This window comes from Rhodococcus sp. BH4, assembly GCF_002079265.1.
GTDB classification, from domain to species: Bacteria; Actinomycetota; Actinomycetes; order Mycobacteriales; family Mycobacteriaceae; genus Rhodococcus_F; species Rhodococcus_F qingshengii.
This window is the reverse complement of sequence record NZ_CP014941.1, coordinates 2,902,932-2,926,704: the sequence shown is the minus strand read 5'-3', so window position 1 is coordinate 2,926,704 and position 23,773 is coordinate 2,902,932. Positions and strand designations below refer to the sequence as shown.

Below are 23,773 nucleotides of genomic sequence, written 5' to 3'. Positions count from 1 at the left end.
TGCGCCCGAGGAAAGTGGTGTACTTGATCGACCGAATTGTGTGCGCGAGAGGCAGAAACTGACGTGACGATCACCGTTGACCGGGCCGGGATCTGGGATTCCGAAGCAATCGCCGACGTGGCAGCGGTGACATTTCCACTGGCGTGTCCGCCGGACGCATCCGACGACGACATCAGTGCCTTCATCGACAACGTTCTCTCCGTCGACAAGTTCTCCGAGTACCTGACCGATCCGACGCGAACCGTTCTCAAGGTCATTCGCGACGGTTCGATCGTCGGCTACGCGATGCTTGTCGACGACGAGCCCGCCGACCCGGACGTCAAAGCTGCTGTGACACTTCGCCCGACAACAGAACTCAGCAAGTTGTACGTGCTTCCGGGTAACCACGGAACCGGCGCGGCAGCATCCTTGATGGACGCGGTTGTCGACCACGCACGACGCAGCGGAAGTGCCGGGATCTGGCTGGGCGTCAATCAGGAGAACCTGCGCGCCCAGAAGTTCTACGCAAAGCACGGTTTCACACAGGTCGGCACGAAGACTTTCCTCGTGGGCGCACAACTCCACCACGATTTCGTGATGGAGCGCCCCGTCAGCTGACAGGCGTGCAGACTAGCCGGCCGCGACCTCGAAACGAGAAAGTGCGAGCAGGCGCGAGGTCGCGCGCAAGTACTTCTTCTTGTACCCACCGGCGAGCATCTCGGGGGTGAAGATCTCGTCGAGGCGTGCGCCGGAAACGGTGACCGGGATGCTCGCATCGTACAGGCGGTCGGCGAGAACCACGATGCGCAGTGCAACGGACTGATCCGTTGCCGGGTGGACACCGTCGATGAACACGGCCTTCACACCCTCGACCAGCTTGTTGTACCGCGACGGGTGCAGGGTGCTGAGGTGCTTGCACAGCTCGTCGAAGTTGTCGAGCGTGGCGCCGTCGATGGCGTCGGCCCGAGAGACCAACTCCTCCGAGGAGATGGGCTCGGGTGCGGGCGGGAGATCGCGGTGACGGTAGTCGGGGCCGTCGACGCGAATCGTCTCGAAGATCGAGCCGAGCTTCTTGATCTCGCGCAGGAAGTCCTGGGCGGCGAAGCGACCCTCCCCGAGCTGGCCGGGAAGCGTGTTCGACGTCGCGACGATGGACACGCCGCGCGCGGAAAGCTCCGAAAGGAGGCGGGATACGAGCATGGTGTCGCCCGGATCGTCGAGCTCGAACTCGTCGATGCAGAGAACGCTGTGGTCGGCGAGCGCTTCGACCGCCTTGTTGAAGCCGAGAGCGCCGACGACGTGTGTCAGCTCGACGAAGGTTCCGAAAGCCTTCGGCGACGGAACGCTGTGGAAGATCGACGCCAGCAAGTGAGTCTTACCGACACCGAACCCGCCGTCGAGGTACAGGCCGGCGCCGGTCGCCTGGGTCTTCTTGCCGAACAGTCCGCGGCGTCCACCACTACGGATCTTGGTGACGCGCTTGGAGAATTCCTCGGCCTTGGCGACAGCAGCTGCCTGGCTCGGTTCCTTCGGATCAGGAATGTAGGACGCAAAACTCACCTCGTCGAACATTGCGGGAGGCACCATTTGAGCTACCAGTTGATCGGCGGGTACCACCGGGCTTCGATCGACAAGACGTTCATGCATCCGTCAAGGGTATCTACGTGATGTGATCTCTCATGTGCACCGTATGGATATTGCGACCTACTTCACACCAGGCCACGACGACGAACTCCGCGGCTTGTACGCCTATCCGGAGAACCTCTCGCAACCCTGGATGCGCGTGAACTTCGTTTCCAGCATCGACGGGTGCGTCGCCGTCGACGGAGTGAGCGGTGGACTGGGCACACCGGCAGACAAGTCGGTATTCGGGATCTTGCGCGAACTTTGTGACGTCGTCGTGGTCGGCGCAGGCACAGCGCGAGCCGAGAACTACGGGGGTGTGCAGGTCTCGGACGAAGCCCGGGCGCGTCGCACTGCCGACGGCCTCGCTCCGGTCCCACCGATCCTCGTCGTCTCGGCGCACGCGTCGATCGACCCCGAAAGCCGACTCCTTCGCGATACCGAAGTTCCACCGATCCTTGTTGTCGGTCGCGACGCGGACTCCGCGGCAATTTCGGCGCTGAGATCTGCCGGAGCGCAGGTGGAGGTGACGGACTCACCGAACGTCACCAGCGGCGACATCGACAGGGCCTTGTCGGCTCGCAAGCTCCGTCGCGTGCTGTGCGAGGGCGGACCGTCACTTTTCGGGCAGTTGATCGAGGACAATGCCGTCGACGAACTCTGCATCACCACGTCACCTCAACTGGTGGGGAGCAAAGTCGGCCGAATCTCACTCTCCCCCAACGCAATGCCCACAGCCATGCGTCCCGCGCACATTCTCGGTGATACGGACGGCACGATCCTCACTCGATGGGTTCGTCAGCAGCCACGTCGGTGAACCTGGCACTCTGGTCGGCATGCGCAGAGTTGCTTTGATGGCCGTCGTCCTCGCGACGTGTTGTGCGTGCGGCGCCGGTCCGTCGCTTCGGCCCGCCGTCGCGGTCGAAGGCCGCACCGACGGCAGCCCTGCCCAGAGCGAGGGACCGTCGCCCGATGCGCCGCCGGTTGACCCTGGCGTCCCGACCGATGACATACCGTGGCGAGACTGCACCGGCACGTCACTCGCCGACCAGGCTCTCGCGGCGTCGAGCGCCGGCGTCATTCTCGAATGCGCGGAATTCAATGCCCCCATCGACGTGACCGGCGCCATCGACGGCAACTTCACTGCCGGCTTGACCCGCGCTCGGACCTCGTCGACGCCTGCCGACGCGTATCCGATCGTGTTCACATCGGGCACCGATCGTTCGTCGGGAAACTCTCTGGCCATGCTCGCCGCATCCGGCTTGAACACGGTTCTCACCGAACATCCCGTGGTTGCCCTCGATCGACGCGGAATCGACAGGTCCACCGCAATCGACTGCATGACGCCGGAAATTCGGCGTGGCCTTCACGATCTGGGCCAGTTCGACGCGGATTCCACCGGTGACGCCGCCGATGCGGTCGCGGCTCTCGGTCACGACGCCACCATTGCCTGCACGGACTACCTCGACCCTCAAGAACTGAAGTTCGGCGCCGACTCCGCAGCCGAGGACATCGACGCTCTACGTACACGGTGGGGCGTCGAGACCATCGCTCTGTGGTCTGCAGGGTCCGGCTCGGACATCGCGCTGAGCTATGCGGCAGCCCACCCGAACAACCTCGCGAGATTGATCCTCGATTCTCCCGCTCCGGTGGCCACCGACGCTGCGACCGAGGCCGAAAGCCGCGTGCAGGGCGAGGAAGCGGCATTGGCGGCATTCGCTCAGCGATGTGTGGCGCTGGGGTGCTCGCTCGGACCTGATCCGAAGAAATCGGTCACGGACTTGATGGAGCGCGCTCGAGCCGATGAATTCCAGCCGCTGTCCGCCGCTGCGGTGTCGAACGCGATTTCGGCCAGCCTGTGGACTGCCGGAACCAACCGTGAGCAGGAGACCCGCTCACTGTCCGACGCTCTGTCCGCGCTCGGTACCGGCAACGCTTCGCCGATTCGAGAGCGCGCCGCCCGGGCGGAGAACGAGGTGGACGGCGACGGCCAGTTCATCGGACGGTGCACCGACGGCATGCAATGGCCGGGCATCGGGCGTGCGCGCGAGCTTGCGGACACCTGGGGCACCAACTATCCGGTGTTCGGGCGAGAAGCCGCGCTCGGGTTGCTGGCGTGCGCCAGCTGGCCGTCGACCGCCAACTCCCCCCTGCCGAATCAGTTGAAGCCCCCAGTCCTCGTGCTGAGCGGTCAGGGTGACCCGGCCGTCGGGAACTCCGGACTCTCGACCGTCACCGGCGTCGTGACCAATGCAGGATCGCGCTTCGCAACTCTGGACTGGCAAGGTGCGGGTCACCCCGCGGCACAATCCACCTGCGCTCAACAGGCGATGCGCCTCTACCTCAGCGACGCCTCCCTTCCCAGTAACGGAAGCGTGTGCCCGGCCTGACTCGGGCGCTCGTCCACCACGACCGAAAAGGGGTGCATCCCCCGATCACACCCTGCTCCGGTGTACCGTGCCGAAGTGTTCCTTCGACAGCTCGAGCCGCGTACCGGGCGGACAACCCAACAAGTCGTCAACTTCGTTTTGTGGCCGATCGCCGTGATGACAGTGCTCAATCGTGTCATCGTCACAGCAGTCAACGGCGCCATCACCGATGACTTCCGACCGGTCTACAACGCCGCGCTGGCGTTCTGGAACGGGCGCGACGTCTACACCGCAGATTTCAACTCCGTAGACCCCCATTACCTGTACCCACCATCGGGTTCCTTGTTGATGGCACCCCTGGCGATCCTCGATCCCGAGCGCTCACGGTGGCTGTTCATCGGTGTCAATGCCGTCGCCATTCTCGTGGCTCTCTACCTGCTGTTGCGCTTGTTCGACCTGACGATCAGTTCCATCGCGGCGCCGATTCTGGTGCTCGGCGCGTTCATGTCGGAGACGGTCACCAACACGTTGGTGTTCACCAACATCAACGGCCTCGTCCTGCTGGGCGAAGTTGCCTTCCTCCTGTTGCTGATGCGCAAGAAGGATCTGTGGGCCGGCGCCGCGATCGGTCTCACCATCGCAGTGAAACCCACTCTCGCGCCGCTGCTCCTGCTGCCACTCGTTCGCGGTCAGTGGAAGGTGTTCGTCACCGCCCTGGGCATCCCGTTCATTCTCACGGTCGTGGCATGGCCGCTGGCGTCGGATCCGATGGACTTCGTCCGCCGCACCGTGCCGTACCTGCTCGAATCTCGTGACTACTTCAACAGTTCGATTGTCGGAAATGGCGCTTACTTCGGTCTGCCCGAATGGTTGATCCTGCTCTTGCGCGTCGTGTTGGCCGCCATGGTCGTCGTCTCGCTGTGGCTTCTGTACCGCTACTACCGCAACGACGAACTGTTCTTCCTCACCACCGCGACCGGTGTGATCATGACCGCGTCGTTCCTGCTGCCCTCGCTCGGCCAGATGTACTACTCGATGATGCTGCTCCCGCTCCTGATGTCCGTGGTGCTCAAGAACTCGGTCATGCGGAACTGGCCGGCCTGGCTCGCCGTCTACGGCTTCATGACGTTCGACAGCTGGTGGTCGAACCGCTGGCCGACCTTCGGCCGGGCGGCCGAATACACCAAGAGCACCCTCGGCTGGAGCCTTCTGCTGATCGTGATCTTCTGTGTCCTCGGATACCGGTATCTGGTCGCGCGTCGAGAGGGCCGCTTGGATCGGGGAATCGATCCCGCGTACCTCCTCGATCCCCCACTCGATACCGTCTCACCTGCCCACGAAGCCGAAACGGCGACAAAGCATTAGCGTGGAGGCATGAGTTCTTCACACGATGGCATCGACAGCACACCTGAGGTCACGTACACCGAGAGCGAGTGGCGCGAAAAACTGACGCCGGAGGAGTTCGCCGTCCTGCGCCAAGCCGGCACCGAACGCCCCTTCGTCGGCGAGTACACCGACACCACCACGGAAGGTGTCTACTCCTGCCGGGCCTGCGGAGCCGAACTGTTCCGCAGCACCGAGAAGTTCGAATCGCACTGCGGGTGGCCGTCCTTCTTCGATCCGGCGGATTCGGATGCCGTGATCCTGAAAGAAGACAGCTCACTCGGAATGCGCCGGGTCGAGGTCATCTGCAAGAAGTGCCACAGCCACCTCGGTCACGTCTTCGAGGGCGAGGGATACCCGACGCCGACCGATCAGCGGTACTGCATCAACTCGATCTCGCTGGTTCTCAAGCCCGCTCAGTAGCCAGGTCGTGGGCTACCCCGTGTCACTGGTAGCCCACGATTCGAGACTTTCCACTCAGAAGTCCCAGTTCAGCGCAGTCGGGCTCAGACCGGCCGCATTCAGGTCCTCGTTGCGAGCGACAAGTCCGTCTTTGACGGAACCGATCCCGCCACCGATCGCGCCGGAAGTGATGTCAGTCAACGAGGCGTCGCCGCCCGTGACTTCCTTCGTCACGATCGCAGCGGACGCTCCCGACACCGCGTCGTCGAAGGCGCCCCGCGCGATCTCCTGCACTCTCGAACCGGTCGGGAGCGGGTTCGGGTCAGGGCCGACACGATCCGGCGTCGTCTTCAACCCTCCGTTCGCAAGTCCCTTGATGAAACCGTCGCGCCCCTCGGTCACGACCTTGCCACCGTCGATCGACTGGCGATGATCCATCGTCATCTGCCCGAGTTGAATGGCGAGGCCGGAGAAGACGGCAGCGGCAGCTTCCACTGCCGCAGCCTCGATCACTCGTATCAACAATTGCTGCAACAACATTCGGACCGTGAGTGTCGTTGCGACCTCAGCCGCCACGACCCCGGCGGTACTGACACCCAGTGTCGGGACAGCAGCCGCCACCATGGCGGCAATCTCGAGCGCCAGTGCGCCCAGCGCCGCGAGGATCGACAGTTTGGTGTACTCGATGTCCGTGCCGGTATCGGTGCATGACTGACCCAGTTCGGCCGCGGCAGAGGACAACCGCTCGAAGACCTCCGCAACTCCCCCGGCCTCGGACCAATACCGAGACAACGAGTCGCCGGCTCGACCGTCGATCGATGCCAGTACTGCCTGCAATCCGTAACCACCGGCAGCGGCCGAAGCCTCGATCCGATCAGCCGCGCCTGACCAGGCATCACCCAACCTCCACAGTGCCGTTTCGTCTCCTTGCGGCCAGTCACTGCCCACCGCGACCGACGCAACCGCCTGTAACCAGCCTGGAATCTCGAGTCCCATCAGAGCCCACCCGCCATGTCGTCGGCAAGCGAGGTGTCGATCGATTCGAAACGATCGGTGATCTCGATCAGCGTGGCGGTCAATTCGCGCAGCGCGCCCGCGACCAGCGTCATCCCACCGACTGCTGACTCAGCACCGGGAACATATGCGCCTGAGAATGCGGATCCGAACTGGTCAGTGCCCCAGCAACCCTCTTCGGCGGCGACCACTGCGTCGAGAGCGCTCCGCGCCTCGTCGAGATCGGCAGCGACCACCGCGAAGGCTGGTGCAGCACTTTTCATCGCGGCCACATTCACGCCCAGCTCAGACATTGCCGGAGCTCCTCAGAACGGTGCGGTCCCAGTTCTCGTCGCAGGAAGCCGGTGTGGAGCTCGGACGAGGTTCGAGAATCTCGCGCAATCCGAGCACGCCCGGAACCAGGTCCGGCAAGTCGATTCCGGCCGCCTCCGTGAGCGGCTTCGTCATCTCGGCAACCTGTCGGCGTATGTCTTCTGCCGCAGACGCGGCCGTAGCCAGGATCAGATTCCCCAACGCTGCCGGCGAATGCTTGGCGTAAGAACTCCCCGAGAGATCGACTCCCACCACCGCCCCCGAGGCGTCGACGACGATTTCCACGCTGCCGTCACTCGAACGCGCGCTCGCCGTCGCTCGAGCGATCCTCTCCTGCAAGTCCGCCAGCGATCGAGTCCGCTCCAACAGAACGTGCTGCATCGAATCGATCTGAGCCCGAAGTACTTCGACTTGCCCCCGCATCGAACCAACATCCGCTGCACTCACGATGGCCCCCACCTTCGATAGATCGTGACACCTGATTCAGGCGCTCACGAGGTTCGACGCGAGAGGTGGCCGATCGGTTCCGTCAGCGTGAACGAAGCACGGGCGGATCGAACGCCTTGACCGGCGGCAGGGCCCCGTCGAATTTCTCGATCTGCACCAGAACGTGCTGGCCGGTGCACCCGTGCGAGAGTGACGACGTACCGATGTCCGGTGTCAGAACGTTGGGATTGCCGTGCACGCACAGAGAGTCGGGATCGGCAGGATCGAGCGGGTCGTACCAGGCACCGGTGGAAAGTTGGACGACGTCGCTCCGCAAGTCCGAGTCGACGATCACACCAGCAAGGCACGCTCCGCGATCGTTGAACACCCGCACCACGTCTCCTGCCGAGACGCCGCGCGCGGCCGCTGCATCGGGGTGCATACGAATCGGCTCGCGTCCCTGAATCTTCGACGCCTGGCTCGCAGCGCCGTGATCGAGTTGGCTGTGCAGACGCGTCTTGGGCTGATTGGCGATCAAGTGAAGCGGGAATTGCGAGGCTCGCGGTCCACCCAGCCACTCGTCGGGCTCGTACCAGCGCGGATGGCCGGCGCAGTCGTCGTAGCCGAAGGACTCGATGGTCTCGGAGAAGATCTCGATCTTCCCACTCGGAGTCGAGAGCGGATATTTCTCGGGATTCTCACGGAAGTCACCGAAGAGCACGAGGTTGTCTTCGGTTCGCATCCGGTAGTGCCCTTCTGCCCAGAAGTCCTCGAACGTCGGTGTGTTGCCGCCGTCTGCATCGACGAACGGCCGCCATTGACCGTAGAGATGCTCGATCCACTCCTGTGAGGATCGCCCCTCGGTGAACTGTTCCCCGAATCCGAGCGCAGAAGCGAGAGCGGCAAACGTGTCGTAGTCGTCACGCGAGTTCTCGAAAGGTGGAACGACCTGCTGCATCGCGACCAGAAGCGGGTCGTTTCGAGTGCAGCTCAGGTCATTTCGTTCGAGCGAGGTGGTCGACGGGACAACGATGTCGGCGTTGCGGGCCATCGGCGTCCAGTACGGATCGTGAACGACGATCGTGTCCGGACGCGCAAATGCCCGTCGCAGCCTCGGGAGATCCTGATGGTGGTGAAACGGATTGCCACCGGCCCAATAGACCAACCGGATGTCGGGATAGGTCAAGCGTCGGCCGTCGTAATCGAACTCCTCCCCGGGCGAAAGCAGCAGGTCGGAAATCGCGGCTACCGGAATGAAATCCGACACCGGATTCACACCTTGCGAGAAGGTCGGCAAGGGATACGGCACCGGAGCCAGACCCGGCTCGTTCATCGAACCGTAGCCGTGCCCGAAACCTCCACCCGGAAGCCCGAATTGGCCGAGCATCGCTGCGAGTGTCACGCCCATCCACGGTGCCTGTTCACCGTGTTTGATGCGTTGCAACGACCACGTGACGGTCACCAGCGTCCGGCCAGACGCCATTCTCCGAGCCAGGTCGGTGATGAACTCCGCCGACACACCGGAGATCTTCTGCGCCCAGCGCGGATCCTTCGGTACACCGTCGGAACGTCCGAGCAGGTAATCCTCGAAGCGTTCGTAACCGACGCAGAAACGGCCCAGGAAATCGCGATCGTGCAGGTCCTCCGACGCCAGGACAAAGGCCAGGGCAAGCATGATTGCAACGTCGGTTCCCGGAACGGGTGCGATCCACTCACAGTCACCCTCGACGTCGTCACGCAACGGACTGAAGGAGACGATCTTTCCGCCGCGGGCACGAAACGCGTCGAGCGCCCCGCGCGTCGGATGATCGCTCGTACCACCGGCATTGACTCCGGTGTTCTTGATCGGCACTCCTCCGAACGAGACGAGGAGTTCGGAGTGCTTCGCGATGACGTCCCACGACGTGGAGCGCGCGAACAACTTCCAGTGCGTTCCGACCACACGCGGCATGATGACACCGGTGGCACCGAGCGAGTAGCTGTGAACTGACTTGGTGTATCCACCCAGCTGATTCAGAAATCGGTGAACTTGGCTCTGCGCGTGATGGAATCGGCCGGCGCTGGCCCAGCCGTACGAGCCGCCGAAGATCGCCTTGTTTCCGTGCGCGTCGACCACGCGACGTAGTTCACGCGAGAGGAGTTCGGTCAGTTCGTCCCAGGAGACCGAGACGAATTCGTCGGCTCCACGTCGGTCGCTGGGACCCGGCCCGTTCTCGAGCCAACCCCGACGCACCGCCGGGCCCGAAACACGAGCCCGACTGCGCACCGAACCGGCGAGGTTCCCGAGCATCGGCGAAGGATTCGCATCACCCTCGTACGGATGCACGGCGGTCACCTCGCCGGCGACCGATTCGGCGGTGAACATTCCCCAATGGGACATGTGTTGACGACGCCGGTTCGGTGCAGTTGTCACAGGAACTACTTTCGAAGCAGATCAGGGAAGGGAAAGGACCAGCTTCTCGATGTCCACGCGCGGGCCGGTGAAGAACGGCACCTCTTCGCGAACGTGCAAGCGAGCTTCGGTGGCACGTAGATCGCGCATCAGATCGACGATACGAATGAGCTCGGGTGCTTCGAACGCGAGAATCCACTCGTAGTCCCCCAGGGCGAAGGCCGGGACCGTGTTGGCGCGAACGTCCTTGTACGAACGAGCAGCCATACCGTGATCGGCGAGCATCTTGCGACGCTCCTCGTCGGGGAGCAGGTACCACTCGTACGAGCGGACGAACGGGTAGACGCAGATGTAGTCGCCCGGATCCTCACCCGCGATGAACGAGGGCACGTGGCTCTTGTTGAACTCCGCGGGGCGGTGCACCGCCGAGTTGCTCCAGATGGGAGCACTGGCCTGTCCGAGGACGGTGGTGCGACGGAAATCCGCGTACGCGGCCTGCAGTTCCTCGATGGTGGCCGCGTGGGTCCAGATCATGAAGTCCGCGTCGGCGCGCAGGCCGGCGACGTCGTAGATCCCGCGAACCACGACGCCCTTGTCTTCGAGACCCTCGAAGAACAAGCGGGCGTCCTTGACCGCAGCTTCCCGATCATCGCCCAGCACACCGGGTTCCACCTGGAACACGGAGAACATGAGGTAACGGATTTCAGAGTTCAGTTTGTCGAAATCAAGGCGTGCCATGGGTCTATCGTGCCACTCGCTCGAATATCCGTGTAGCCGCCGTCGTGCCGACTGCGACACACGCCGGAACCCCGACGCCGTGCAGCCACGACCCGGCCAGGGCGAGGCCGTCGAACTGCGTCATCCCGGACTCGATTTCAGCCACGATTTCCGTGTGACCTGGGGCGTATTGGGGAAGACCTCCGTGCCACCGCTGTACGAAGGTCGCGCCTGGCTCCTCGGTGATTCCGGTCACGGTCTCGAGATCGGCGCGCGCGAAGTCGATCAACTCGCCATCCGACCGGTCGACGATCTCCGATGCACCGAATCGACCGAACGACACCCGAACGAGGTGCTCACCGCGATCAGCGAGGTGTGTCCACTTTCGACTCGACAGCGTGAACGCCTTGGCGGTCAGGTCGGCGTCGGTGGCTACCAGGATCCCTGAATTCTGCGGAAGTTCGACCTGCCCGGACAACCGGAGCGCCACCACCGCGGACGACGCCAGTTCGATCCGAGCGACGGTACTCGCAACATCCGCATCGACTCCGGCCAACAGCGCCGCTGCGCGCGGCGCCGGGACGGCCAGAATCACCGCGTCGACGCTTCCGAGCGGATCGACGTTCCAACCAGCCCCGTCGCTGCGCAACCCAGAAGCCTCGCCGCGGACGAAGGTCGCGTCGGCGGCCTGCTGCAGCGCATCGAGCAGGATGCCGTACCCGTCTCTGAGCGCTCCGAACACCGGCCCCGGTGCAGGCGTCGGCAATGCGGCTGCGACTGCATCCGTGAGGCTCCGAGAGCCCGCATCGAGGGCCGCAGCGAGTGTCGGCAAAGCTGCACGCACGCCGATGGTCTCCGCCAGCCCCGAGTACACCCCACCGAGAAGCGGATCCACCGATCGGCTGACCACCTGATCACCGAATCGCTGCGAAACCAGTTCGGCAACACTGCAATCGGAACCGCGGGTCCACTCCAGCGGGACGCCGGCCTCGGCCGCTATGCGCGCCAGGGTCTGCTCGTCGACAAGATCTCGAACCGACTCCGCCGAAGCCGGGATTCCCATCAGGGTTCCGGTCGGCAACCGATTCAGTGAGCCCTGAGACCAGATCAACGGACTCAGGCCCGCGGGGTAGACGATCTGATCGGTCAGTCCCAGCTCGGCGAGAAGCGCAGGAACTTCCGGCCGACGGGCGATGAAAGCCTCGGCACCGATGTCGATCGGGCCACCGCCCAGATCAATCGTTCGCAGCTTCCCGCCCAGCCGCGGTGAGTCGTCGACGATCGTGATGTCCGCTTCGGAGCCCAGACTGCGCCGAAGCCGGTACGCGGCAACCAGACCGGAGATTCCGCCTCCGATCACCGCGACCGACGGCCGAGTCGTTGTCACAGCGAGTGCACCAGCTCCACCGCCGAGGTGATCGCCGTGGGATCGGTGTCGGGAAGAACTCCGTGGCCGAGGTTGAAGATGTGGCCGATGGCACCGGCCTCGATCGCGCGGTCCCCTTCGGCGGCGATCCGGCGCACCTCACGATCGATCACCTCGGGGCCCGCGAACAGTACGGCGGGATCGAGATTGCCCTGCAGCGCCTTACCCGGACCGACACGACCAGCCGCGACGTCGAGCGGAATCCGCCAGTCGACACCCACGACGTCGGCGCCTGCCTCCCCCATCGCGCCGAGAAGTTCACCGGTGCCGACACCGAAGTGGATACGCGGGACGCCGGCAGCGGCAACCTCGGCGAACACTCGCTCGGAATGCGGGAGAACAAATTCCCGGTAATCGGCCAGCGAGAGCGCGCCGGCCCACGAGTCGAACAGCTGGACCGCGTCGACGCCCGCCTTGAGCTGCGCCTGCAGGAAGCAGATCGTGGTGTCGGCCAAACTTCCGAGCAACGCGTGCCAGGTCTTCGAATCGGAGTGCATGAGCGCTTTGGTCTTCTCGTGGTTCCGGCTCGGACCACCCTCGACCAGATACGACGCCAGAGTGAACGGCGCTCCGGCAAAGCCGATCAGCGGCGTGGAGCCCAACTCGGTAGTGAGAAGCCGAACGGCCTGCGCGATTGCGCCTACCTCTTCGGGGACCAGTCGCGGAAGTGCTGCAACGTCGGCGATGGAGCGAATCGGATTGGCGACCACCGGTCCGACGCCGGCAACGATGTCGAGATCGATTCCCGCGGCTTTGAGTGGAACGACGATGTCCGAGAACAGGATTGCCGCGTCCACGTCGTGACGGCGCACCGGCTGCATCGTGATCTCACAGACCAGCGCCGGATCGAAACAAGATTCCAACATGCCGATCCCGGCGCGGATCTCGCGGTACTCCGGCAACGAACGCCCGGCCTGACGCATGAACCACACCGGCCGTCGACTCGGAGTGCGTCCGGTCGCCGCGGCAAGCAACGGTGCGTCGGGCAAGACTCGCCGAGCGCTGTATTCCGCCGACCCGGTAATGCCTGAATTCATGTTGTCCAACCCGCTCATCAGTCCTCGCGCTCTCCGCCAACGTGTGTCTTCGATCGACTCAATGCTGCCACGTCCCACACTCGGGATCGGACACCCGAGCGGTTCGTGAGCGGCCACACACCCGAGCCACACTCGGTCGGCGCGCCTCCACCTCCCCGCCCGCATCCCCGACTAACGTCCTGACCTGTGACGACATCCGGATCGACAGCCGACCCGGCCGAGTTCCGTGCCGCCGTGGAGGCGATGACCGCTGCGCGGGTTCGGCCCGAGATAGAGGTCGGTCCCATCCGCCCGCCGCAGCGCCTCGCTCCGTACAGCCACGCGGTGGGGGCCGAGGTTCTCCACCCGGACTCCGACGTCGTGGCCGAGCAGTCCGAAGGTGACGCTTTCGGCCGCCTGATCCTGTTGTTCGATCCGGACGGCGACGAGGCGTGGAACGGCACCATGCGGTTGGTGGCGTACATCCAGGCCGATCTCGACGAAGCCGTCGCCGCGGATCCACTACTTCCCGAAGTAGCCTGGAGTTGGCTGGTGGACGCTTTGGAGGCCGGACCGGAACCTTTTGTGGCCCTGGGCGGTACGGTCACAGCTACAACTTCCGTGCGGTACGGCGACATCGCCGGACCTCCGCGAGCCCATCAACTGGAGTTGCGAGCGTCCTGGACTGCAACTTCGTCCGAATTGGCTCACCACGTCGAGGCTTTCTGCGAGGTTCTCGCGTACGCGGCGGGGCTTCCGCCTGCCGGGATAACCACGCTGTCGCGGCAGAACGACTAACTCTGTCACTCGTTTGAGCATTCCCCCGGAAAAATACTAGAACCTGTTCTAGAATAAGTCATGCAACGTCTCAGCGGACTCGACGCGACCTTCCTCTACTTGGAAACACCGACCCAGCTATTGCACGTTTGTGGACTTGTCCTGCTCGACCCCACGACCATCCCGGGCGGCTACGACTACCGGAAGCTGCTTCGCGAGTTGGACTCGCGAATGGCCACCATGCCGACGTTCCGGCGCAAACTCAAAGATTCCCGTCTCAATCTCGACTACCCCGTGTGGGTCGACGATCACGATTTCGACATCGAGCGGCACTGCCACCGGACCGCGGTACCTGCTCCCGGCACACACGCGGAACTGGCAGAGCTCGCCGGACACATCGCGAGCCAACCGCTGGATCGTTCCCGACCGCTGTGGGAGATGTGGGTGATCGAGGGACTTGCCGACGGACAGATCGCCGTCATGTCGAAGATCCATCACAGCGCTGCCGACGGTGTCACCGGCGCGAACATCCTGGCTCAGCTGTGCAGTCTCGAACCGGATTCACCGGCGCTCGTGGATCCCACCGCACAGGGTGCGGGCGACGCGGGAACGCTGGACATCGCCATCGGCGGACTCATGGCCGTCATCGCCCGACCCGCAAGAATTGCCCGTCTGGTCCCCGGCGGAATCGCCATGCTCCCGAAGTGGGTGACGCGTGCGCGAAAGGGTGAAGCGATGCCTGCTCCGTTCACCGCGCCGCGGACCTCGTTCAACGGCGCGATCACCGGTCACCGCAACGTCGCGTTCAGCCAACTCGATCTCGCGAAGGTCAAAGCCGTCAAGGACCGTCACGGCGTCAAGGTCAACGACGTGGTTCTCGCGCTCTGCGCCGGGGCACTGCGTAAGTATCTGGAGGACCGGGACGAGCTGCCGGAGGACTCCCTCGTCGCCATGGTGCCGGTGTCGGTCCACGGCAAATCCGATCGTCCGGGCACGAACCAGATCTCGGGCATGTTCACGCAACTCGGCACCCAGATCGCCGATCCGGTCGAACGCCTGCACGCGATCAGCGATTACAACGCCACCTCGAAGAACCACAACGAGGCTCTGGGCGCGAACATGCTCCAGGACTGGTCGCAGTTCGCTTCGCCGGCGGTGTTCGGCGCCGCCATGCGCGTGTACTCGTCGCTCAAACTCGCCGAGCGTCACCCCGTCGTGTCCAACCTGGTCGTGTCGAATGTGCCTGGACCGCCGGTCCCGCTCTACTTCCTCGGTGCCCAGATCAAGGGAATGTTCCCGCTCGGCCCGATCTTTCACGGAGCAGGTCTCAACGTGACGGTGATGTCTCTCGACGGAAAACTCGACGTCGGCATCGTCAGTTGCTCCGATCTGGCACCCGAATTGGACCAGCTCGCGCAAGGTTTCGGAGCCGCACTCGACGAACTGTTCGACGCTGAGGTGACAACCCCGGCCCCGACTGCGACGTAGAGTCAGTGACCATGTCCGAAGTCACCGATGATGCAACCGAGCCCACCTCCGACGTAGTTCCGCTGCTCGTTCCGCGTGACGGAGTTCCGGACGTCATCACCACTGCCGCCGGTGTCACCGACGCCGCGGCCGCGCTGGCCTCCGGCCACGGCCCGCTCGCCGTGGACGCCGAGCGCGCATCCGGATTCCGCTATTCGGCACGGGCGTACCTGATCCAGCTTCGACGCGAAGGAGCAGGATCGTTCCTGCTCGACCCGATTCCGACAGCGCAAGACCTGCAGCCGTTGGCCGAGGTGATCAACCCGTTGCAATGGGTGCTGCACTCTGCCGATCAGGATCTCCCCGGCCTCGCCGAACTGGGCCTGACGCCGGCCGAGCTGTTCGACACCGAACTGGCCGGACGACTGGCCGGGTTCGAGCGAGTCGGACTCGCCGCGATCGTGGAACGAACCCTGCGAGTGGAACTTCGCAAGGGTCACGGGGCTGCGGACTGGTCGACACGTCCGCTGCCGGACGCCTGGTTGAACTACGCCGCCCTCGACGTCGAAGTGCTTCTCGAACTGCGCGACGCAATGGAAGCCGAACTCGAATCCCAAGGCAAGCTCGAGTGGGCGAAGGAAGAGTTCGAGTACATCCGTCTGGCCGGCCCGCCCAAGCCCAAACCGGACCGCTGGCGTCGTACGTCGCACATCACCTCACTCAAGACCACCCGTCAGTTGGCGGCGGTACGGGCGCTGTGGCAGGCGCGCGAGGATCTCGCACGCAAGCGCGACGTGTCTCCGAGTCGGGTTCTTCCTGACTCCGCGATCATCGATGCCGCTCTCAAAGATCCTCGGTCGCTGGATGCGCTCCGCTCGCTTCCCGTCTTCGGCGGACCACGTCAACGCCGGTATTCGCGTATTTGGATGGATGCACTGGAAGCCGCGCGCAGGCTCCCCGACAGCGAGCTTCCGCCGAAAACCCCGCCCATCGTCGGGCCGCCCGCTGCCGGTCGCTGGGCCCGCCAGGATCCAGCGGCGGCTGATCGGTTGACCGCGGCGCGCGCAGCACTGTCGGACCTGAGCAAAGAGGTTTCGGTGCCCGTGGAGAATTTGCTCCAACCCGACCTGGTCAGGCGCCTGTGCTGGGACTGGAAACTGGAACCCGACTCGGACATCGCCGAAGTCGAGAGTGCGATCGAGACCAAGCTCACTTCCGGTGGCGCACGTGGCTGGCAACGCACTTTGACCGTTCCCGTCCTCGCCGAGGCACTGAACTCCGTGGTCCCGGCCGAGCCCGAAGTGGAAGAGCCGGAATCCTGACCTGACCCCGGTGTGAGGTTGGAGCAATTCGGCACGTTAAGTTACCGGTCAGTAATGGGCAGTAGTACGCTTGACACGAGGCCGGACGCCTGGCCGTGATCGCCGAACCAACGTCTCACCGCCCTTCGGTGCGGTGGGCAGCTCCATCAGGAGGAATTCGCGTGGCTCCATCCACAAACAACCAACGCAACGTCGTCTTCGTCGACGGCATTCGCACCCCGTTCGGCAAGGCCGGCCCGAAAGGCATGTACGCCGACACGCGCGCAGACGATCTCGTCGTCAAGGCGATTCGTGAGCTGCTTCGCCGTAACCCGCAGCTCGATCCCGCACGGATCGACGAAGTTGCTGTCGCAGCCACCACGCAGACCGGTGACCAGGGCCTGACCATCGGCCGCACCGCTGCGATCCTCGCCGGTCTCCCCGAAACCGTTCCAGGATTCGCCATCGACCGCATGTGTGCCGGCGCGATGACCGCCGTCACCACGACCGCGTCGGGCATCGGCTTCGGCCAGTACGACGTCGTGATCGCCGGTGGCGTCGAGCACATGGGTCACCACCCGATGGGTGAGGGCGCAGACCCCAACCCGCGTTTCCTCGCCGACCGCCTGGTCGACCCGAGCGCCCTCGTGATGGGTAACACCGCCGAGAACCTGCACGACCGGTTCCCGACCATCACCAAGGACCGCACGGACGCCTACGCCGTCAACAGCCAGAACAAGTACGACGCTGCCAAGAAGGCCGGCTTCATCGCCGACACCCTGGTCCCCGTCGCCACCCGCAGTTCCGCGGGCTGGGGTCTGGCCACCGAAGACGAGCCGCCGCGCCCCGGAACCACCGTCGAAGATCTCGCGAAGCTCAAGACGCCGTTCCGACCGGCCGGACGCATCACCGCCGGTAACGCAGCCGGACTCAACGACGGTGCCACCGCAGCACTGCTCGCCGGTGAGGACACCGCAGCCGAGCTCGGCCTGCCGGTCGGCATGCGCATGGTGGGCTTCGCCTACCAGGGCGTCGACCCCGCCGTCATGGGCATCGGCCCGGTTCCCGCCACTGAGAAGCTGCTGGCACGCACCGGCCTCAAGATCGAGGACATCGGACTCTTCGAGATCAACGAGGCGTTCGCCGTTCAGGTCCTCGCGTTCCTCGAGCACTACGGAATCGCCGACGACGACCCGCGCGTCAACCAGTGGGGCGGCGCCATCGCGTGTGGCCACCCCCTCGCTTCCTCGGGCGTTCGCCTGATGACGCAGCTCTCCCGCCAGTTCGCGACGCGTCCCGACGTGCGCTACGGCTTGACCACCATGTGCATCGGCCTCGGCATGGGCGGCACCGTCATCTGGGAGAACCCGAACCACGCTGACTACCAGGCAGGAGTCAACTAAATGTCTGATATTGCAACAGCATTCGCCGACGAGGTCGTGACGAACGCCTACACGAAGATCATCTCGGTCCCCGGCATCGAGGGCCCTTTTGCACTGATCACCCTCGACAACGGCTTCGACCACACCAAGCCGTCGTCCTTCGGTCCCGGCGGACTCGCAGCATTCGACGCCGCCCTCGACGAAGCCTTTGCCGCCAACCCGGTTGCCATCGCCGTCACCGGCAAGCCGTTCATCTTCGCCGCCGGCGCGGATCTCAAGGGTGTTCCCGCGATCACCTCTCGTGAGCAGGGACTCGAGCTGGGCCGCTTGGGTCACAAGGTGTTCCGACGCCTGCGTGAGTCGTCCGTTCCCACGTTCGCCTTCATCAACGGTGTCGCTCTGGGCGGCGGCCTCGAGGTCGGACTGCACAGCCACTACCGCACGGTTGCCGCCAATGCGGGCGCACTGGGTCTTCCGGAAGCATTCCTCGGTCTGGTCCCCGGTTGGGGCGGAACGCAGTTGCTCCCCAACCTCGTCGGCCCGTCGAACGCCGTCACCGTGGTTATCGAGAACTCGCTGAACCAGAACAAGGTGCTCTCCCCCAAGAAGGCACTCGAACTCGGCGTCGTCGACGTCGTTCTCGATTCCGCCGACTTCATCGAGCAGTCCCTCGCCTGGGCGTCGCAGGTCCTCGCCGGCACAGTGACCCCCGCTCGCCCCGAGATCGATCGTGGCCAGGGCTGGGACGACGCGATCGCTCGTGCGAAGGCGATCGTCGACGGCAAGACCAAGGGCAACGCTCCCGGCGCCGTCAAGGCCGTCGAGTTGCTCGAACTGGCTCGCAGCACCGACATCACCGATGCCGCCTCGCTCGACAAGGGCTTCGCGGCCGAGGACGAGGCTCTTGCCGACCTCCTCCTGACGGACGAACTCCGCGCGGGTCTGTACGCCTTCGATCTGGTGAACAAGCGCGCCAAGCGTCCCGCCGGAGCACCCGACCGCTCGCTCGCTCGTAAGGTCAGCGGCGTCGGCATCGTCGGCGCCGGCCTCATGGCCAGCCAGCTCGCGCTGCTCTTCGTCCGCCAGCTCAAGGTGCCGGTCATCCTGACCGACATCGACCAGGAACGCATCGACAAGGGTGTCGGCTACGTCCACACCGAGATCGAGAAGCTCCAGGGCAAGGGACGCCTGTCCCCCGACGCTGCGAACCGCCTCAAGGCGCTCGTCTCCGGCTCCCTCGACAAGGCCGCGTTCGCCAAGACCGACTTCGTCATCGAAGCCGTCTTCGAGAACATGGACGTCAAGAAGAAGGTCTTCGCGGAACTCGAGCAGTTCATCGCCCCCGAAACCATCCTCGCCACCAACACGTCTTCGCTCTCCATCACGGAGATGGCGTCCGGCCTCGAACATCCCGAGCGTGTGGTCGGCTTCCACTTCTTCAACCCGGTGGCCGTTCTTCCCCTCCTCGAGATCATCAAGGGCAGCAAAACCGATGATGCCACTCTGGCAACGGCTTTCGCCACCGCGAAGTCGCTGAAGAAGTCCGCCGTCCTCTGCGGCGACAAGGCCGGCTTCGTCTTCAACCGCCTCGTCACCCGCACCTTGGGTGAGGTCATGTCCGCCGTCGACGAAGGCACCCCCTTCGACGTCGCAGACAATGCCATCGCCGAACTCGGCATGCCCATGTCGCCGTTCACCTTGCTGGCCCTAGTCGGACCCGCAGTGGCACTGCACACCGGGGAGACCCTGCAGGAGTCGTACCCGGACCGGTTCAAGAGCTCACCCGGACTCGAAGCACTCGTCGAGGCCCGCAAGCCCGGCGTGTGGACCTGGGGCGAGAACGGTCAGGCCGTCGACCCCGAGGTCGCCGCACTGTGGCCGCAGGGTGACAAGGTGTCCACCTCGGAAGAGGTCCTCGAGCGCACACGTCGTGCATTTGCCGAGGAAATTCAGATCATGCTCGACGAGGGCGTCGTAGCGGCAGCCGAGGACATCGACCTCTGCCTGCTGCTCGGCGGAGGATTCGGATTCTGGAACGGCGGCATCACGCCGTACCTGGACCGCACCGGTACCTCCGAGGCTGTCAACGGCAAGCGCTTCCTCGCGCCTGGTGTTGCCAGCGTCTGAGTCAGTCGATCGACCCGTCACGGACGGCGTGCCTTCGGGTACGCCGTCCGTGGCGTTTGCGCAGGTTCAGAATAGTGTTCCCACATCGTCTTTCACGATGTTCTCGAGCGCACGCTCCGCGACGGCGGCGATGGTCATCGACGGATTGCACGCAGCGGAGTTTCCCGGCAGCAGAGCGCCGTCGAGCACGTACAACCCCCGCTGGCCCAGAACCCGCCCATCAAGATCGCACACCGAGTTCATGCAGGCACCGCCGAGGGGATGCCACGTGGAGGGCAGTATCGCGTTCGTGTCGGTGAGCAGTCCTCCTGCCGCGATCCGCTGGGCGGCCGGCCCGATGTGGCCTTGCTGGATCGCCGAATCCCCGTCCTTCGGCCAACGGAGCACCGCCTCACCCCGCGCCGAGTCGTACACGAACCGACCTCGGTCGCCGCTCACACCGAATCCGACCATCACCGTGCTGTGAGCGTCGAACGCAACGGGCGGGAACGACGCCTGAATGACGGTGAACGCATTATGCGGGTCGTCCCAGTTCCGGCTGCCGTAGACGACCGGCCCGCCCTGCGTCGCACCGAAGTTCTCGGCGAGATCCGACCAGATGTAGATCCGATCGGCATTGGTCCCCCACCCTGCGCCGAGCTCGTCCGGTAGATCCCTGATCCGCCCCGTTGCCGCGGCGCGGACCAGGAGTTTGGTGGTGTTCATGCTGCCTGCAGCCATCACGAGCGCATCCGTCGTCAAGATCTTGTTCTCGAGAATCTTGCCGGAAATGTCGGTCCGGTCCACGTACACGCGCCACCGTCCGTCGGCGGCCCGCTCGACATCGGTGACCTGGTGCAGAGTCTCCACATTCACCAATCCGGTCGCTTCCGCAGCCGCAATGTAGGTGACATCCACCGAATGCTTGCCACCGTTGTTGACACCGAGCGCGCCGTCACCGTTGGTGTAAGACGGCTTCATCTCACCCCTCAATTCGGCCAACGCGAAGTTCCAGTCGATCGGCATCGGAATCTTCGACACGGGTAGACCGGAACGCGCTGCGTTACGCGCGAATACACGTGCCGCCTCGTAGTTCGGGCTGGAAATCAGTTCGTCTGGTGCAGTTTCCACTTGCAGCATCCGCGCCACCCGCGGGTAATGGACGCGGCCCATTCGTGCGTAATCGAGCTCCTCCGGAAAGTGCGTGTTGAAGACCGCTTCTTCCGGTTGCAGCGTCATCCCTTGGTACACAAGCGATCCGCCGCCCACACCGGCTGCGCAGATCGCGGTCATGTTCTCACCGGTCACCGTCTCCAACAAACCCGCGTATGGCTCGAAGATCGCCGGCCTGCCGAACAGAGTCGGGTTGGACTGATGCCAGAGGATGCGCTTGTCCGGGCTGGCGGGGTGCGGGAAAGTTTCGGCATTCGGCCCGGTCTGCCACCGAATCCCTCTCTCCAGCAAAGTGACCGGAACCCCCGCCTCGGCCAGGCGAAGTGCCGTCACCCCGCCGCCGAACCCCGATCCGATAACCACGACACGGTGCACTTCACGTGTCAGCGGAATCCCTGTTGCAGCCCTGGCCGTGCGTGGCGCCATCATCGCGACTCCCACGGCGGCCGTACCGGCCAAGAACGATCTACGTTTCACTCCGGACATGACTGGTGCTCCCTCGAAGAATGTCGCCAGAGAATTCCGGGCACGCCAAAACTAGACACTCTGACGCTCGAGTGTCAAGGTTTTGGCGGAGCAGGCAAGGAACTACGAGGTCGACCGGATTGCGGGCCCGAGCCACCTCGAGAGAAAGGCCCGCATGGAGTCGTCGGAATGTACGAGGTCACTGTCGAATGCAACAACCGAAAGCCCCAGTCGCACGGCGATTTCCACTATCTCATCCAACTCCGCCTCCGTGGCGAGGCCACGTTCGACCATAGGGGTGAGCATCTGACCAGCGAAAGGTATTGCTCGACTCATCATTTCGAGATCGAAGACAGGGTTTCCCCGCTCGGCGAGGAGCAGAGTCGCGAGCACCGGGTGAGCACGCACGGCAGTTCGCGCGGCAACGATGAATTCGACGACGTAGTCACACACCGTATCGACCGACTCCACCTGTGCCGTGATCTCCCCGAGGACCTCGACAGCGAGACCGCCCATCGCCTGAGAGACGACCTCTTCACGTGTGCCGAAAATCGAGTACACCGTCTGGCGCGAGACACCGGCCGCGGTGGCAACTGCGGCAATGTTCACAGCCTCGAATCCGCCACCTTCGATCAGTCCGAGGGCGGCGCCGAGAATCTTCTGCTGTGATCGCACGAGGAAAGTATTGCCCACTGAAACGGTGCACTGAGAAACGCGGTCCAGATCCGACTCCCACCTGCATAAACGGCACAATCGGTTTCGTTTGGCTGCCGAAATTCAGTAGGTTAGGCTACCCTTTATGAAAACTTCTGTTCGGGGCTTCACTGCCCTCGGTGCGGCCGCAATCGCGGTCACCGCACTTGTCTCGTGCTCCTCGGATTCAGGCACATCCACGCCATCCCAAGGTACGGGCGGATTCCCCGTCAGCATCGAGAACACCTTCGGCACCACGACCATCGACTCGAAGCCCGAGCGCCTCGTCACCCTCGGATGGAACGCGCAGGACATCCTGTACGCACTCGATCTGACTCCGGTCGGACAGCCCAAGTACACCTACGGCGCGGACGACAACGGCGTCATGCCCTGGGCGCAGGACTACTTCGACGCGGACAAGACAACGCTCTTCGACATGCCGGCCAGCGGAGAACCGCCGATCGAGTCCATCGCGTCGTTGACCCCCGACGTCATCCTCGCGCCGTACGAGGGCTTCGAGGAATCCGTCTACAACCAACTGAGCAAGATCGCACCGACGGCCGCCTACCCCGGCGCGGCCTGGCAGACATCCTGGCAGGACCAGACCCGCATCGTCGGCAAGGCAGTCGGCAAGAGCGAAGAGGCCGACAAGCTCGTCGACGGCCTCGACGCGACTCTCGCCGATACCGCCACAGCCCACCCGGAGTTCGCCGGAAAGACATTGGCAGTGGTCAACTTCGACACCGATTCGAGCAACATCAACGTCTATCTGCCCACTGATCCGCGGGTCCAGGTGCTGACCGAACTCGGATTCGTCAACGCGCCGGGCGTCGAGAAGCTAGCCGCGGACAATGCAGGTGGATCGTTCTTCAAGACGATCTCCTACGAGAACATCGCCGACATCGACGCCGATGTGATCGTCGGCTTCACCGACGGCTCCGGTGATCCGTCCGGCATACCCGCAGTCGGTGGACTCGGCGCGGTCAAGCGTGGATCCACCGCATTCCTTAGCGACACCCGGGTCATCGGCGGACTGAGCAACGTCAACGTCCTGAGCACGCCGTGGGTCCTCGGCCAGATCACACCGACGTTGAGCGAAGCCGCAAAGCGCGCCTCCGCCTAGAAACGAGATTTTCCCGACAACCCTCTCCGGCGTGATCCGTATCGAACGGCTCGCCGGAGAGGCGGGTGACCCGGAAATTCATGGCGAAGGATCTCGAAGACATTGCAGCAAAAGCCGAGCGCCGCTCGGGCGAGTAAAGCGCCCTCACCTGCACTTACCATATTGTTTGCATACTAACTGCAATCAATACGACATTACTGTGTCAAGCTGATTCGCTGCGGGAATGG

At 64.0% G+C, this 23,773-nt stretch carries 21 protein-coding genes; 11 read left to right on the top strand and 10 right to left on the bottom strand.

The genetic code is table 11. The annotated features are described in order from the left end of the window. Positions 1 to 63 precede the first annotated feature (63 nt). Positions 64 to 597, top strand: coding sequence for a GNAT family N-acetyltransferase (locus tag A0W34_RS13615; RefSeq protein ID WP_003942603.1), 534 nt, complete (start codon positions 64 to 66; stop codon positions 595 to 597). Positions 598 to 609: 12 nt separating this feature from the next. On the opposite strand, the gene zapE is transcribed toward A0W34_RS13615, so the two are convergent. Beyond that, a complete protein-coding gene (gene zapE / locus A0W34_RS13610) occupies positions 610 to 1,626 on the bottom strand; it encodes a cell division protein ZapE (RefSeq protein WP_003942629.1) in 1,017 nt (338 codons plus the stop codon). 43 nt (positions 1,627 to 1,669) lie between these two features. Here zapE and A0W34_RS13605 point away from each other — a divergent pair, with 43 nt between their 5' ends. Genes A0W34_RS13605 through msrB form a run of 4 tightly spaced genes read left to right on the top strand, consistent with a single transcriptional unit; the run spans position 1,670 to position 5,777 of the window. Continuing rightward, a complete protein-coding gene (locus A0W34_RS13605; RefSeq protein WP_042919913.1) occupies positions 1,670 to 2,419 on the top strand; it encodes a pyrimidine reductase family protein in 750 nt (249 codons plus the stop codon). A 19-nt stretch (positions 2,420 to 2,438) separates the two neighbouring features. Then, positions 2,439 to 3,992 (top strand): alpha/beta hydrolase, encoded by a 1,554-nt coding sequence (locus A0W34_RS13600; RefSeq protein WP_054188504.1) that lies wholly within the window; start codon positions 2,439 to 2,441, stop codon positions 3,990 to 3,992. Positions 3,993 to 4,052: 60 nt separating this feature from the next. Continuing rightward, positions 4,053 to 5,336 carry a glycosyltransferase family 87 protein gene (locus tag A0W34_RS13595; RefSeq protein WP_042449935.1) on the top strand — a complete coding sequence of 428 codons (1,284 nt, stop codon included), beginning with the start codon at positions 4,053 to 4,055 and terminating at the stop codon, positions 5,334 to 5,336. 9 nt (positions 5,337 to 5,345) lie between these two features. Continuing rightward, on the top strand, positions 5,346 to 5,777 hold the full coding sequence (gene msrB, locus A0W34_RS13590; protein ID WP_003942631.1) for a peptide-methionine (R)-S-oxide reductase MsrB: 432 nt from the start codon (positions 5,346 to 5,348) through the stop codon (positions 5,775 to 5,777). Between the two features lie 54 nt (positions 5,778 to 5,831). Here the strand turns inward: msrB and A0W34_RS13585 are convergent, their stop codons facing one another. From A0W34_RS13585 to hemE, 7 genes are all read right to left on the bottom strand, one after another. Further along, positions 5,832 to 6,752 carry a WXG100-like domain-containing protein gene (locus A0W34_RS13585; RefSeq protein ID WP_003942627.1) on the bottom strand — a complete coding sequence of 307 codons (921 nt, stop codon included), beginning with the start codon at positions 6,750 to 6,752 and terminating at the stop codon, positions 5,832 to 5,834. Then, positions 6,752 to 7,063 carry a hypothetical protein gene (locus A0W34_RS13580; protein ID WP_003942588.1) on the bottom strand — a complete coding sequence of 104 codons (312 nt, stop codon included), beginning with the start codon at positions 7,061 to 7,063 and terminating at the stop codon, positions 6,752 to 6,754. The genes A0W34_RS13585 and A0W34_RS13580 overlap by 1 nt, the downstream gene beginning before the upstream one ends. Then, a complete protein-coding gene (locus A0W34_RS13575; protein WP_223304570.1) occupies positions 7,056 to 7,529 on the bottom strand; it encodes a YbaB/EbfC family nucleoid-associated protein in 474 nt (157 codons plus the stop codon). The genes A0W34_RS13580 and A0W34_RS13575 overlap by 8 nt, the downstream gene beginning before the upstream one ends. 82 nt (positions 7,530 to 7,611) lie before the next feature. Beyond that, a complete protein-coding gene (locus tag A0W34_RS13570) occupies positions 7,612 to 9,888 on the bottom strand; it encodes a molybdopterin guanine dinucleotide-containing S/N-oxide reductase (protein WP_081557798.1) in 2,277 nt (758 codons plus the stop codon). Between the two features lie 54 nt (positions 9,889 to 9,942). Then, positions 9,943 to 10,638, bottom strand: coding sequence for a hydrogen peroxide-dependent heme synthase (gene hemQ / locus A0W34_RS13565; protein WP_003942644.1), 696 nt, complete (start codon positions 10,636 to 10,638; stop codon positions 9,943 to 9,945). A 4-nt stretch (positions 10,639 to 10,642) separates the two neighbouring features. Next, the gene (locus tag A0W34_RS13560) at positions 10,643 to 12,004 is read right to left on the bottom strand and encodes a protoporphyrinogen oxidase (protein WP_081557797.1); all 1,362 of its coding nucleotides are present in this window, start codon (positions 12,002 to 12,004) and stop codon (positions 10,643 to 10,645) included. After that, complete coding sequence (gene hemE / locus A0W34_RS13555) at positions 12,001 to 13,098, bottom strand: uroporphyrinogen decarboxylase (RefSeq protein ID WP_081557796.1); 1,098 nt, start codon at positions 13,096 to 13,098, stop codon at positions 12,001 to 12,003. Before hemE ends, A0W34_RS13560 begins: the two co-directional genes overlap by 4 nt. 168 nt (positions 13,099 to 13,266) lie before the next feature. Between hemE and A0W34_RS13550 the strand changes: the two genes are divergently transcribed. From A0W34_RS13550 to A0W34_RS13530, 5 genes are all read left to right on the top strand, one after another. After that, positions 13,267 to 13,857, top strand: coding sequence for a DUF3000 domain-containing protein (locus A0W34_RS13550; protein ID WP_003942604.1), 591 nt, complete (start codon positions 13,267 to 13,269; stop codon positions 13,855 to 13,857). Positions 13,858 to 13,917: 60 nt separating this feature from the next. After that, positions 13,918 to 15,324, top strand: a complete 1,407-nt coding sequence (locus A0W34_RS13545) for a WS/DGAT/MGAT family O-acyltransferase (RefSeq protein WP_003942594.1) — start codon at positions 13,918 to 13,920, stop codon at positions 15,322 to 15,324. Positions 15,325 to 15,335: 11 nt separating this feature from the next. Further along, positions 15,336 to 16,625 (top strand): HRDC domain-containing protein, encoded by a 1,290-nt coding sequence (locus tag A0W34_RS13540; RefSeq protein WP_081557795.1) that lies wholly within the window; start codon positions 15,336 to 15,338, stop codon positions 16,623 to 16,625. A 161-nt stretch (positions 16,626 to 16,786) separates the two neighbouring features. Continuing rightward, the gene (locus tag A0W34_RS13535) at positions 16,787 to 18,007 is read left to right on the top strand and encodes a thiolase family protein (RefSeq protein ID WP_003942598.1); all 1,221 of its coding nucleotides are present in this window, start codon (positions 16,787 to 16,789) and stop codon (positions 18,005 to 18,007) included. Further along, positions 18,008 to 20,113 carry a 3-hydroxyacyl-CoA dehydrogenase NAD-binding domain-containing protein gene (locus tag A0W34_RS13530; protein WP_007732875.1) on the top strand — a complete coding sequence of 702 codons (2,106 nt, stop codon included), beginning with the start codon at positions 18,008 to 18,010 and terminating at the stop codon, positions 20,111 to 20,113. Between the two features lie 66 nt (positions 20,114 to 20,179). Here A0W34_RS13530 and A0W34_RS13525 read toward each other — a convergent pair whose 3' ends face one another. After that, on the bottom strand, positions 20,180 to 21,751 hold the full coding sequence (locus A0W34_RS13525; protein ID WP_081557794.1) for a GMC oxidoreductase: 1,572 nt from the start codon (positions 21,749 to 21,751) through the stop codon (positions 20,180 to 20,182). A 102-nt stretch (positions 21,752 to 21,853) separates the two neighbouring features. After that, positions 21,854 to 22,405 carry a TetR/AcrR family transcriptional regulator gene (locus A0W34_RS13520; RefSeq protein WP_081558803.1) on the bottom strand — a complete coding sequence of 184 codons (552 nt, stop codon included), beginning with the start codon at positions 22,403 to 22,405 and terminating at the stop codon, positions 21,854 to 21,856. Between the two features lie 124 nt (positions 22,406 to 22,529). Between A0W34_RS13520 and A0W34_RS13515 the strand changes: the two genes are divergently transcribed. Then, positions 22,530 to 23,546 carry an iron-siderophore ABC transporter substrate-binding protein gene (locus A0W34_RS13515; protein ID WP_054828247.1) on the top strand — a complete coding sequence of 339 codons (1,017 nt, stop codon included), beginning with the start codon at positions 22,530 to 22,532 and terminating at the stop codon, positions 23,544 to 23,546. Positions 23,547 to 23,773 lie beyond the last annotated feature (227 nt).

Excerpts from the sequence above, each read along its gene's own strand:
- zapE (WP_003942629.1), bottom strand. The coding sequence starts at position 1,626 with ATGCATGAACGTCTTGTCGATCGAAGCCCGGTGGTACCCGCCGATCAA.
- A0W34_RS13605 (WP_042919913.1), top strand. The coding sequence starts at position 1,670 with ATGGATATTGCGACCTACTTCACACCAGGCCACGACGACGAACTCCGC.
- A0W34_RS13600 (WP_054188504.1), top strand. The coding sequence starts at position 2,439 with ATGCGCAGAGTTGCTTTGATGGCCGTCGTCCTCGCGACGTGTTGTGCG.
- msrB (WP_003942631.1), top strand. The coding sequence starts at position 5,346 with ATGAGTTCTTCACACGATGGCATCGACAGCACACCTGAGGTCACGTAC.
- A0W34_RS13585 (WP_003942627.1), bottom strand. The coding sequence starts at position 6,752 with ATGGGACTCGAGATTCCAGGCTGGTTACAGGCGGTTGCGTCGGTCGCG.
- A0W34_RS13580 (WP_003942588.1), bottom strand. The coding sequence starts at position 7,063 with ATGTCTGAGCTGGGCGTGAATGTGGCCGCGATGAAAAGTGCTGCACCA.
- A0W34_RS13570 (WP_081557798.1), bottom strand. The coding sequence starts at position 9,888 with ATGTCCCATTGGGGAATGTTCACCGCCGAATCGGTCGCCGGCGAGGTG.
- hemQ (WP_003942644.1), bottom strand. The coding sequence starts at position 10,638 with ATGGCACGCCTTGATTTCGACAAACTGAACTCTGAAATCCGTTACCTC.
- hemE (WP_081557796.1), bottom strand. The coding sequence starts at position 13,098 with ATGAGCGGGTTGGACAACATGAATTCAGGCATTACCGGGTCGGCGGAA.
- A0W34_RS13545 (WP_003942594.1), top strand. The coding sequence starts at position 13,918 with ATGCAACGTCTCAGCGGACTCGACGCGACCTTCCTCTACTTGGAAACA.
- A0W34_RS13540 (WP_081557795.1), top strand. The coding sequence starts at position 15,336 with ATGTCCGAAGTCACCGATGATGCAACCGAGCCCACCTCCGACGTAGTT.
- A0W34_RS13530 (WP_007732875.1), top strand. The coding sequence starts at position 18,008 with ATGTCTGATATTGCAACAGCATTCGCCGACGAGGTCGTGACGAACGCC.
- A0W34_RS13525 (WP_081557794.1), bottom strand. The coding sequence starts at position 21,751 with ATGTCCGGAGTGAAACGTAGATCGTTCTTGGCCGGTACGGCCGCCGTG.
- A0W34_RS13515 (WP_054828247.1), top strand. The coding sequence starts at position 22,530 with ATGAAAACTTCTGTTCGGGGCTTCACTGCCCTCGGTGCGGCCGCAATC.